Source organism: Pseudomonas sp. NPDC012596 (genome assembly GCF_042902325.1).
GTDB lineage: Bacteria > Pseudomonadota > Gammaproteobacteria > Pseudomonadales > Pseudomonadaceae > Aquipseudomonas.
In genome coordinates this window covers 274,271-284,694 of record NZ_JBIBEB010000006.1, presented here as the reverse complement: position 1 = coordinate 284,694, position 10,424 = coordinate 274,271, and the positions used below count along the sequence as shown (strand labels likewise).

The 10,424-nt window shown below is 64.0% G+C and carries 11 protein-coding genes; 3 read left to right on the top strand and 8 right to left on the bottom strand.

From position 1 onward, the window contains the following. Positions 1 to 238 precede the first annotated feature (238 nt). Positions 239 to 1,537, bottom strand: a complete 1,299-nt coding sequence (locus ACFY68_RS10415) for an MFS transporter (protein ID WP_387526485.1) — start codon at positions 1,535 to 1,537, stop codon at positions 239 to 241. Between the two features lie 261 nt (positions 1,538 to 1,798). On the opposite strand from ACFY68_RS10415, the gene ACFY68_RS10410 reads away from it, so the two are divergent. Next, complete coding sequence (locus ACFY68_RS10410; protein ID WP_387526482.1) at positions 1,799 to 2,338, top strand: chalcone isomerase family protein; 540 nt, start codon at positions 1,799 to 1,801, stop codon at positions 2,336 to 2,338. Positions 2,339 to 2,340: 2 nt separating this feature from the next. Further along, positions 2,341 to 2,877 carry a DUF3833 domain-containing protein gene (locus tag ACFY68_RS10405; RefSeq protein WP_387526479.1) on the top strand — a complete coding sequence of 179 codons (537 nt, stop codon included), beginning with the start codon at positions 2,341 to 2,343 and terminating at the stop codon, positions 2,875 to 2,877. Between the two features lie 142 nt (positions 2,878 to 3,019). Here ACFY68_RS10405 and ACFY68_RS10400 read toward each other — a convergent pair whose 3' ends face one another. From ACFY68_RS10400 to ACFY68_RS10370, 7 genes are all read right to left on the bottom strand, one after another. Continuing rightward, positions 3,020 to 3,526, bottom strand: coding sequence for a DUF2878 domain-containing protein (locus tag ACFY68_RS10400; RefSeq protein WP_387526476.1), 507 nt, complete (start codon positions 3,524 to 3,526; stop codon positions 3,020 to 3,022). A 3-nt stretch (positions 3,527 to 3,529) separates the two neighbouring features. Continuing rightward, positions 3,530 to 4,789 carry a class I SAM-dependent methyltransferase gene (locus ACFY68_RS10395; RefSeq protein ID WP_387526473.1) on the bottom strand — a complete coding sequence of 420 codons (1,260 nt, stop codon included), beginning with the start codon at positions 4,787 to 4,789 and terminating at the stop codon, positions 3,530 to 3,532. Then, the gene (locus ACFY68_RS10390; RefSeq protein ID WP_387526470.1) at positions 4,764 to 5,576 is read right to left on the bottom strand and encodes a DUF1365 domain-containing protein; all 813 of its coding nucleotides are present in this window, start codon (positions 5,574 to 5,576) and stop codon (positions 4,764 to 4,766) included. Before ACFY68_RS10390 ends, ACFY68_RS10395 begins: the two co-directional genes overlap by 26 nt. Further along, on the bottom strand, positions 5,573 to 6,820 hold the full coding sequence (locus ACFY68_RS10385; RefSeq protein WP_387526467.1) for an NAD(P)/FAD-dependent oxidoreductase: 1,248 nt from the start codon (positions 6,818 to 6,820) through the stop codon (positions 5,573 to 5,575). The genes ACFY68_RS10390 and ACFY68_RS10385 overlap by 4 nt, the downstream gene beginning before the upstream one ends. 6 nt (positions 6,821 to 6,826) lie before the next feature. Continuing rightward, positions 6,827 to 7,579, bottom strand: a complete 753-nt coding sequence (locus ACFY68_RS10380; RefSeq protein WP_387526464.1) for an SDR family NAD(P)-dependent oxidoreductase — start codon at positions 7,577 to 7,579, stop codon at positions 6,827 to 6,829. Beyond that, the gene (locus ACFY68_RS10375; protein ID WP_387526461.1) at positions 7,576 to 7,998 is read right to left on the bottom strand and encodes a nuclear transport factor 2 family protein; all 423 of its coding nucleotides are present in this window, start codon (positions 7,996 to 7,998) and stop codon (positions 7,576 to 7,578) included. Before ACFY68_RS10375 ends, ACFY68_RS10380 begins: the two co-directional genes overlap by 4 nt. A gap of 69 nt (positions 7,999 to 8,067) precedes the next feature. Further along, a complete protein-coding gene (locus tag ACFY68_RS10370; RefSeq protein WP_387526458.1) occupies positions 8,068 to 8,991 on the bottom strand; it encodes a LysR family transcriptional regulator in 924 nt (307 codons plus the stop codon). A gap of 114 nt (positions 8,992 to 9,105) precedes the next feature. Between ACFY68_RS10370 and ACFY68_RS10365 the strand changes: the two genes are divergently transcribed. Beyond that, the gene (locus ACFY68_RS10365) at positions 9,106 to 10,302 is read left to right on the top strand and encodes an MFS transporter (protein ID WP_387526455.1); all 1,197 of its coding nucleotides are present in this window, start codon (positions 9,106 to 9,108) and stop codon (positions 10,300 to 10,302) included. Positions 10,303 to 10,424: the final 122 nt, after the last annotated feature.

Sequence of the window (10,424 nt, the reverse complement as noted above, 5' to 3'; positions counted from 1 at the left end):
GCCTGACTGGAACGGCGCGTTGCAACAAATGTAGGAGCGGGCTTGCCCGCGATGCGCCGCGCGGGCGGCGCTCGATCTCAAGGGCGCTAAAGATCTCAAGGCAGGCGCTTCGCGAAGCGCCGCCCGCGCGGCGCTCGATTTGTGCATCACCAAAGATCCCAAGGCAGGCACCCCCACTGCACCCCTAATACAAAAAAAAGAGGCCCGCAGGCCCCTTCGAGGAAAACCGGTCTCGCGCTTACGCTGTTTCGACCTTGCGCGGCGCCATGAAGTACAGCCATACCAGCGCGATGAAGTACATCGTCGGGATCATGGTGAACAGCACGCCGTAATTGTTGTTGGTGATGGTCAGCACGCTGCCGACGATCTGCGTCATGAACATGCCGCCGATAGCCGCGCACATGCTGCCGAAGCCGAACACCGTGCTTACCAGGTGCTTGGGCGTGTAGTCCATCAACAGGCTCCAGATGTTTGCCGTCCAGGCCTGGTGCGCGCCGACCGCCACGGCGATGGCCAGCACCGCGACCCACAGGTCGCTGGCGTGGGCTGCGAAGGTCACGCTGATGATGGTGCAGGCGAAGATCAGCATCGAAATCAACCGTGCCCGCGTGGCACGCACGCCGCGGCCGATCAGCCACGACGAGAGGATGCCGCCGCCAATGCTGCCGAAGTCGGCCGTCAGCCAGATCAGTATCAGCGGGATGCCCATCTGGGTGACGCTGATGCCCAGGTTGTACTGCTGGTTGAGGAACGGCGGCAGCCAGTACAGGTAGAACCAGAACACCGGCGCGGTGATCGCGAACGCCACGGCGAAGGCCCAGGTGCCGCGCATGCGCAGGATGCGGCTGAAGGGCACACGCACGGCCTCAGGCTCCGGCTCTTGCTGAATGTAGTCCAGCTCGCTCTGGCGCACGCTCGGGTGGTCTTCAGGGTTGAAGTACTTCAGCCCCCAGAAGATCACCCAGACCAGGCCCAGGCAGCCCATGGCGATGAAGGCGGCCTGCCAGCCCCAGGCGGCAAGGATCACCGGCAGCAGTGCCGGGGTGATCATCGCGCCGACGTTGGTGCCGGCATTGAACAGCCCGGTGGCGATGGCCCGTTCACCGGCAGGGAACCACAGGCGCGTGGTCTTCACGCAGGCGGGGTAGTTGGCGGCTTCGGTCAGGCCGAGGATGAAGCGGCAGACCATGAAACCGGCGGCCGAGGTGGCCAGGCCGTGGGCGCCCGTGGCCAGGCTCCAGAGCAGTACCGCGACGAAGAAGGCGCGTTTGACACCGACCTTGTCGATCAGCCGGCCCTGCAGCAGGAAGCCGATGGCATACCCCACCTGGAACCAGAAGTTGATGTTGGCGTAGTCCATCGCCGTCCAGCTCATGTCCTTGGCCAGCATGGGCTGCATGATGCCGAGGGCGGCGCGGTCGATGTAGTTCAGGGTGGTGGCGAAGAACACAAGGGCGAGCATGCCCCAACGCGTCTTACCGACGGCAAAGGCGCCGCGAATCTTGCTGCCCATGGAAGCATGGGGAATCGGAGGCATGGCGGATGTACCTGTTTCTTGAAATTGTAATGAACGGCGGATGCATCTAGCTCGCGGTTTTGGCTCAAGGCAGGGAGCACTCGCAAGGCCGTGGCATGGTGAGCAGTGAAACCCGCACCGTCAATGCCGAGTATGGCTCTATTGTTCGATAACCGAACGAATGCCGTCCGTCATGAAGTTCGCCATGGGCGTCGATATCGCAGCAAAAAGCTATACAGGAAAATATACTTGTACAACATTAGGGCTTTGCGGTGTCCTCTCATGGCGCGTCGACGCGGTGCGTTTCTGCTGGCTTTACTGCTGTTGGCGGGGTTTGCGGCCGCGGCAGACTGGCGACCCGCGGTGCCCGACGCGCGCCAGGTGGGCAGCGGCGAGTTCACCTGGTTTGGCTTCAGGGTCTACACCGCACGCTTGTGGAGCGCCGGTTCGCCTCAGGGCTGGCAAGCGCCGTTCGCCCTGGAGCTGATCTACCACCGGGCGTTGTCGCGCGACACGCTGGTGCAGGCAAGCCTGGACGAGATGCGGCGCCTGAGCGACCGGCAATTGCCCCAAACCACGCTGGACCGATGGGCGCAAGCCATGCAGGCGGCATTCGTCGATGTGCAGCCGGGCACGCGCATCACCGGGGTGTACCTGCCCGGGCAGGGCAGCCGTTTCTATGTCGACGGGCAACTGCGCCACGAGGTCGCCGACCCGGCGTTCGCCCGCGCCTTCTTCGCCATCTGGCTCGACCCGCGAGCCCGCGACCCAGCGTTACGCCAGCGCCTGCTCGGCCTGGCGGGCAACGATCGAGGAGAGTGAACATGGGTAGAGTGCTGCTGTTGATTGGCTGCCTGTTGCTGGGCAGTTGCGGCAACGTCGAGGTGGACCACTACGCTGGCGAGAAGCCGACGCTGGACCTGGTTGCGTTCTTTGCGGTGCCGGTGCAGGCGTGGGGCATGGTGCAGAAGCGCTCGGGGGAGGTGACCAAGCGGTTCCATGTGCGTATCGACAGCCGCCGCGAGGGCGAGAAGCTGATCCTCGACGAGCATTTCCTGTACAGCGACGGTACCCGCCAGCAGCGCACCTGGACGATCACCCCGGACGGCCCGGGACGCTGGCGCGGGCGTGCGGGTGACGTGATCGGCGAGGCGCGTGGCGAGGTGGCCGGCAATGCCTTGCGCTGGCGCTACACGCTCGACGTGCCAGTGGACGGGCGGCATTGGCAGATGGACATCGACGACTGGATGTACCTGATGGATGACGACACCCTGATCAACCGCTCGAGCATGCGCAAGCTGGGGGTGGAGGTCGCGCAGATAACCCTGTTCTTCCGCCGGTTGCCGGCGGGCACGCCGTGAACAGAGATGGTCAACGCCGCTCCCACAGAACAAACGCTAACTGACTGATTTGGCAGGGATCCTGTAGGAGCGGCTTCAGCCGCGAACACCGGCGCAGCCGGTGCCATCCACCGCGGCGCCTGCTTTCAGTAGCCCGCGCTGATCAGAGGTTTGGGTCTGGCTTAGACCTTAATGCAACGCGCAGGGCCAATGGAAATACCAGCGCCCAGATCATCCCCAATATGATCGCAGTCGGCATAACCCCCATCGGCAACGCTACCCCCGCCAAGCGCGCCCCCGCCAGATAAGCCAGCGGGCCCCCTAACATACCCAGCAGCGCTCCCAGCCAAACCGGCCGCGCCGCCCACGCTAGGCTATGGCGCAACCCGCTGGCCAGCACCAGCCACAACAATGCCAGCCAGAGCGGTAGCGGCCATTGGGCGAAGTCGAACACCCCCATCGCCCCCAGCACGCTGTCCAGCACACAACCGGCAAGCGTTACCCAAAAAAGCGCACGCACTTCTGCACCGCGGTCCTGGCAATAGCGCAGGTGCAACGCCAGGCCAATCGGCACCATCACCAGCAGCCAAGGCCTGTGCGCCCCCAATACACAGATCCACCACCCTGCCTGCAACCACAAGGCATTGCCGATCAGCCATCGCCTGGGCACCGTTCAAGCGCCTGGCAGCGGTGCCCGACGCGCCTGCGGCGCCGCCCACAGCAACTGCGCCACACCAATTGCGCGCTCCTCGAACCCGCCCTGGCAGTAGCAAAGGTAGAACTCCCACAAGCGCTGGAAGGTGTCGTCGTAACCCAGCTCTTTCAGCGCGGCGCGCGCCTGGCGCAGGTTGTCGCGCCAATGGCGCAAGGTGCGTGCGTAGTCCTGGCCGAAGTCTTCCAGGTGGACCAGGTTCAACTTGGTCTGGCGGCTGGCGGTATCCAGCAGCACGCTCAGCGAGGGCAACGCACCGCCCGGGAAGATGTAACGCTGGATGAAATCTACCGAACGCCGCGCTTGGGCGTAGCGTTGGTCGCGAATGGTGATCGCCTGCAGCAGCATCAGGCCGTCGTCCTTGAGCAGCCCGGCGCACTGGCGGAAGTACGTGGGCAGGTAGCGGTGGCCGACGGCTTCGATCATTTCCACTGACACCAGCTTGTCGAAGCGCCCGCGCAAGTCTCGGTAGTCCTCGCGCAGCACCGTGATGCGCTCACTCAGCCCCAGCGCCTGCACGCGCTGCAGGGTGTGGTTGTATTGCGCGTCAGACAGCGTCGTGGTGGTAACCCGGCAGCCATGCCGGGTGGCCGCGTGGATGGCCAGGCTGCCCCAGCCGCTGCCGATTTCCAGCAGGTGCTCGTCGGGTTTCAGTTCAAGCTTCTGGCAGATCGTTTCAAGCTTGTTCAGTTGTGCCTGTTCCAGGCTTTGCTCGGCGCTGTCGAACTGCGCCGCCGAGTACATCATGGTCGGGTCGAGCAGGCGTTCGAACAAGGCATTGCCCAGGTCGTAATGGGCGAGAATATTGCGCCGCGCGCCGCGCCGGCTGTTGCGGTTGAGCTGGTGCAGCAGGCGCAGGGCGGGGCGTGCCAGGCGCGCCAGGCCGCCCTCCATGGCGTCGAGGACATCGAGGTTAGCGACGAACACGCGGGTTACTGCGGCCAGGTCGGGGCTGCGCCAGTAACCGTGGATGTAGCCTTCCCCAGCGCCAATCGAGCCACTGCTGGCGACCAGGCTCCAGGCCGCCTCGTCGACGATTTCGACTTCGGCGTAGAGCGCGCTGCCGGTGTCGCCGAAGCTCCACTGCCGGTCATTGCAGATCACCCGCAAACTGCCGTGGGCCAGGCGCCGTAACTGGGCCAGCACGGCCATTCTGGCCAGGCTGGCGAATAGCGGCGTACGGCCGGCCGACTTGCTAACGCTCAACGTGGGATCGGTCATGATCGGGCTCCTTACAGGCGGCGTGGCCGAGGCCCAGGTTGCCCTGGCTGGCGCGGTGGTCGTGGATGGGGGTGCGCTTGAGCAACAGCTGCAGGGCTTGCCAGTAGATGGCCGACACTGTGCGCAAGCTCATCCACGGGAAGGTGAGGATGTGGCGGTGCAGGGCGGCGCGGTCCAGCGGCGCGCGTTGCAAGGCCAGGTCGGCGTCGAACACCTTTTGCCCTTCGTGCCAGTTTTCCATGTGCATGTGCACGCGCTGTGCATCGAGCACGAAGCGCAGGCGGTACTCCATGTCCAGCGGCATGAAGGGCGAAACGTGAAATGCCTTGGCCACGGAAAACCCCGATTTCAGGCCGTCGTGCACGGGCAGCACATAGTGGAAGCGCTCGCGCCAGGGCGTGTTGCGCACCTCCAGCAGGACCGCCACCAGCTGGCCGGCCCGGTCGTGGCAGAAGTAGACGCTTACCGGATTGAAAGACAACCCCCAGCAGCGTGGCTGGGTGAGCAGGTGCACAGCGCCTTCAGGTGTTTGCCCGGTGGCCTGGCCAACCAGTTGCCGCGCAGCCTGGCCCAAGGCCAGACCATGCCGGGTCAGCGCCGGCAGGTAATCGGATTCACGCCAGCACAACGGCGCCAGCCGCGAACGGCCGAGCCAGCGGCTGAGGCCGAGCAGGCGGGGTTGTTCATCCAGGTCCAGGTAGAACATGCCAATGCGGTAGCGGAACACGTGCTGTCGCGGGGCCAAGCGCCGATGGTTGACCCAACCGTGACACAAACTGCTGTTCACAAGCCTTCTCCAAAAAAATCCGCCACTTTCAGCGCGCTGACCACGCCGTCTTCGTGGAAGCCATTGCCCCAGTAAGCGCCGCAGTAGTAGCTGTGCTGGCGCCCCTGCAGTTCGTCCTGGCGGGCCTGTGCGGCCAGGGCTACCAGGCTGTATTGCGGGTGCGCATAGTCAAAGCGGGCGAGGATTTGCGTCGGGTCCACCAGCGCGGTCTGGTTCAGGCTCACGCAAAAGGTCACCGGCGCGTCGATGCCCTGCAGGATGTTCATTGCGTAGGTCAGCGCGGCGGGGGCCTGCTGCGGGCCACCGAGGCGGTAGTTCCAGCTGGCCCAGGCCTTGTGGCGCTTGGGCAGCAGGCGGGTGTCGGTGTGCAGCACCACGTCGTTGCTGGCGTAGGTGATGGCGCCCAGTACCGCGCGCTCGTCGGCGCTGGGCGCCTCAAGCAGGGCCAGAGCCTGGTCGCTGTGGCAGGCGAACACCACGCTGTCGAAGCGCTCGCTGCCAACTGCGCTGAGCACGGTCACGCCACCCTCGTCACGGCTCACCCGACTGACCGGGCAATTGAGGCGGATGCGTTCGGCAAAAGGCTTGCACAACGGCGCCAGGTAGCTGCGCGAGCCACCCTCGATCACTCGCCATTGCGGGCGATTGCTCACCGACAGCAAGCCATGGTTGCGGCAGAAGCGCACGAAAAACTGCAGCGGAAAACCGAGCATGTCGGCGCGCGACATCGACCAGATCGCCGAGCCCATCGGCACGATGTAATGGTCGATGAAACGCTGCCCGTAGCCCTGCATCTGCAGGTAGCCACCCAGGGTGGTGGCGTCGTCGATGCGTTTGTTTTCCAGGTCGGCAATGGCCTTGCGGTTGAAGCGCACGATGTCGCGCAACATGCCCCAGAACCCGGCAGACAAGAGGTTGCTGCGCTGGGCGAATAACGTGTTCAGGTCATGGCCGTTGTATTCGAAACCGCTGCGCGGGTCGTGCACCGAAAAGCTCATCTCGGTGGGCCTGGACGCGACGTTCAGTTGGTCGAGCAGGCGGATGAAGTGCGGGTAGGTCCAGTCGTTGAAGACGATGAAACCGGTGTCCACCGCGTACTGCTGGCCGCCCCATTGCACATCGACGGTGTGGGTATGGCCACCGATCCAGTCGGCGGCTTCGAACACCGTCACGTCGTGCCGGCGTGACAGCAGGTAGGCACAGGTGAGGCCAGCGATACCGCTGCCGATGATTGCGATGCGCATGTGGGTCTATTCCTGCTGCTTGCGTGCCAGGCGCTGGCCTAGCTTCAGTCGCCAGCGCACCGGCAGCGCGCCGAGCAGGCGCAGCACCTGGGTGAAAACACCGGGGAAGTTGATTTCCAGCGGGCGTCGCGGCAGCCGCGCAGCGATATGCGCAGCGGCGCGCTCGGCGCTCCACAACTGGGGCATGGGGAAGTCGTTGCGACGGGTCAACGGTGTGTCGACGAAGCCGGGGCTGACCAGGGTGACGTCGATGCCCTCGTTGATCAGGTCAATGCGCAGTGACTCGATCAGGTAGCGCACGGCAGCCTTGGACGCGCCGTAAGCCCCGGCACGGGGCAGTGCCAGCCACGACACCGAGCTGCCCACCACCACCAGGTGCGGCCGCTGGCCACGGCGCAGCAACGGCAAGGCAGCGTGCAGGCAGTGGCTGAGGCCGACCAGATTGGTGCGGACCACACGCTCGACCAGTAGCGGGTCGAACTGGCCGGGCTCAAGGTATTCGCAGGTGCCGGCGTTGAGGATCACCAGGTCCAGCGCGCCCCAGTTCTGCTCGATCTGTGCGGCCATTTGTGCGACCTGCAGCGGGTCATCGATATCGCCGATTGCCAGCAAGGTCTGCTGCCCAAACTGCGCGGCCAACGGCGCCAGGCTGTCAGCCCGCCGAGCGCCAAGCGCAACCTGGTGGCCTTGTTCCAGCAGGCACTTCGCCAATGCTGCGCCAATGCCGCTGCTGGCACCGGTCAGCCAGCAGCGGCTCATGCCAGCCTGCCCTTGAGCCAACGAACCGCGCCGCCCAGCACCGGCACATGCTCATAAAGCAGGGCGCCTGCGTCGAAGTAGTCTTGATGAAAGTGCACGCGTTCATGCCAGCGCAGGTGGCTGCAGCCTTGCAGGCTGACCCGATTGCCGCCATTCAGGCGGGGGTGGCGAAACTGCAACGTCCAGCGAATGTAGCCGTGGCCTGGCGCAACCTCATCGGTGCCTTCGAAGGTGTAGCGCACTTCCTGGATATTGCCGTAAAGCTCGGCAAAGTAGGCGCGCAGGGCAGGGAGGCCGCTGATGTGATGCAGTGGGTCGCGGAAGCTGATGTCGTCGCTGTACAAGTCACCCAGCTGGTCGAGGGTGTGCGCATCGAGCCGGGCAAAGCGTTCGGCGAAGGTTTGCAGGTAGCTGGGCATGCTCAAGCCTGTACAAAAAAGTTTTCTTGTACAGGTATAGATCAGCCCTTCGCATAAAGCTATACAGAGTTAGATTTTTGTACAATTTTGCTTCGCGTGCGCACAGATGGCATCGACCAATGCCCGCACTTTGGGCTGTGATTGCCGGCTTTTGGGCCATGCGATGTTGATGGGCAAGCCGTCAGTGGTGAGTTCAGGCAGGATCTGCACCAACGTACCTGCGTCGAGGTGCTCCTGCACCAACCACGTGGGCAACTGAGCCACGCCCAGCCCGGCCAGCACCAACGCCAGTTGCCCTTCTGCGTTGCCAATGGCGATGCGCCCGGGGACGATGCGCTGCTCACTGTCACCGGCATGGCCACCGGGAAAGTGCAGCGGGTATACGCCGCCGTCGGTCTTGCCATAGAGCACGCAGCCATGTGCCTGCAGGTCCTGTTCAGTTTCAGGTACCCCCCGCCGCTGCAGGTAGCCTGGCGATGCGCAAAAGATGTGCTGCTGAACACCCAGCAATCGACGCTCCATACCTTGGGGCCAGGTGTCGGGCCCGCCGATGCGCACCAGGATATCGATGCCATTTTCCAGGGGGTCGACAAAGCGGTCGGTGAGCGTGATGTGTGGCATCAGCAGCTCATGCTGGGCGATGAAGTCGATGAGCAGGGGGAGCACCCGCAATTTGCCGTAAGACGCCGGCAGGTCGATTCGCACCCGGCCGCATGGCGCTGTCTGGGGGCTGTGCATGGCCACCTCGGCCTCGTCCAGGCTGGCCACGACCTCTTTACAGGTGCGGTAGTAATCGAGCCCCGCATCGGTCAGGGCCAAGCGGCGGGTGCTGCGTTCGAACAGCTTGATGTTCAATCGCTCCTCGAGCCGCGCCACGCTCTTGCTGACCGCCGAGGTGGTCAGGCTCAGGCGGTCGGCGGCTGCGGTGAAGCTGCCGGCTTCTGCCACGCAGATGAAAACCGCAATACCTTTCAAGCGTTGTTCGCTCAGCACCGATCGCCCCCATTGTGGAATAGATTTCCACTATATCGTTGCCTAATTGCCAAAGCTGATCTTTTTTTTCCAGTATACCCTTCGCTCCACTTTTTCCTGTTGGAGTACCTGTAGATGCATGCCACCACGGCGCCCCTTTCCGAGGCAGCAGATGCCCGGGCGGGCAGCAGCATCCTTATTCTCACACTCGCTGCCTTCGCTGTGCTGACCACAGAGTTCATCATCCTCGGCATCTTGCCTGGGCTCGCGCGTGACCTGGGCATTACCGTTGCGCAGGCAGGCCAGTTGGTCACCGTGTTCGCGTTTACCGTGATGCTGGTGGGGCCGTTCCTCACCGCGGCAATTTCCCATTGGGACCGCAAGAAGGTGTTCCTGGGTGTGCTGCTCATCTTCGCCGCCTCCAATGCCCTGTCGGCAGTCGCTACGGACTTCTGGACCATGGCGATCTCGCGCATCCTGGCAGCAGCAACACTGCCGGTGTTCTGGGGTACCGCCAGCGAGTCGGCAGGGCAATTGGCGGGCAAAGGTAATGAGGGCAAAGCGGTTGCCCGGGTTTACCTGGGCATCACGGCGGCGTTCGTGTTTGGCATCCCTTCTGGCACGCTGGCGGCGGATGCGCTCGGCTGGCGGGGTACGTTCTGGCTTATTTCCGGCGTTTGCCTGGTGATAGCGCTGCTGATGTGGGTGCGCCTGCCGACACTCCCAGAAGCCCCCAAACGCGCCGTCGGCGAGCGTCAGACCGTCATATTGAAAGACCCGAAATTTCTCCTGCACATCGCCCTTTCGGTGGTGGTGTTCACGGCCATGTTCAGCGCTTACACCTACCTGGCCGATATCCTCGAGCGGCTGGCCCATGTGCCCAGCGCGCAGGTGGGCTGGTGGCTGATGGGCTTTGGCGCAGTGGGCATGATCGGCAATGCCATTGGCGGGCGGCTGGTTGACCGCAGCCCGCTCGGTGCAACCATCCTGTTGCTGATCGTGCTGGGGGCCGGTATGGCTGCCGCGGCCCCTGCAGTCGATACCTTGTGGTTGCTGGTCGTGGCCTTGGCCGCGTGGGGCATTGCCTACACCGCGTTGTTCCCGGTTTGCCAGGTGCGGGTGATGATCGCCGGCTCGAAAGCGCAAGCGTTGGCCGGCACGCTGAACGTATCGGCTGCCAACGGCGGTATCGGCTTGGGGGCTATGATTGGCGGTGTGACGATTCAACAGCTGGGGTTGGCTGCGCTGGGTTGGGTGGGCGCATTGATTGCAGCGCTGGCGGTGGGCTTGGCCCTGCTGCTTATGGCGCGCACAACGAAGGATTGCGTGTAGGAGCTGGCTTGCCCGCGATCGGCTGCGAAGCAGTCGTAAATTCTGTATCCGCGCCCTGCCTGGTACAACGCGGATACCGGTTTTACGACTGCTGCGCAGCCGATCGCAGGCAAGCCAGCTCC

Coding starts and splice junctions, on each gene's coding strand:
- ACFY68_RS10380 (WP_387526464.1), bottom strand. CDS start 7,579: ATGAGCCGCTGCTGGCTGACCGGTGCCAGCAGCGGCATTGGCGCAGCA.
- ACFY68_RS10415 (WP_387526485.1), bottom strand. CDS start 1,537: ATGCCTCCGATTCCCCATGCTTCCATGGGCAGCAAGATTCGCGGCGCC.
- ACFY68_RS10365 (WP_387526455.1), top strand. CDS start 9,106: ATGCATGCCACCACGGCGCCCCTTTCCGAGGCAGCAGATGCCCGGGCG.
- ACFY68_RS10385 (WP_387526467.1), bottom strand. CDS start 6,820: ATGCGCATCGCAATCATCGGCAGCGGTATCGCTGGCCTCACCTGTGCC.
- ACFY68_RS10375 (WP_387526461.1), bottom strand. CDS start 7,998: ATGCCCAGCTACCTGCAAACCTTCGCCGAACGCTTTGCCCGGCTCGAT.
- ACFY68_RS10410 (WP_387526482.1), top strand. CDS start 1,799: ATGGCGCGTCGACGCGGTGCGTTTCTGCTGGCTTTACTGCTGTTGGCG.
- ACFY68_RS10395 (WP_387526473.1), bottom strand. CDS start 4,789: ATGACCGATCCCACGTTGAGCGTTAGCAAGTCGGCCGGCCGTACGCCG.
- ACFY68_RS10405 (WP_387526479.1), top strand. CDS start 2,341: ATGGGTAGAGTGCTGCTGTTGATTGGCTGCCTGTTGCTGGGCAGTTGC.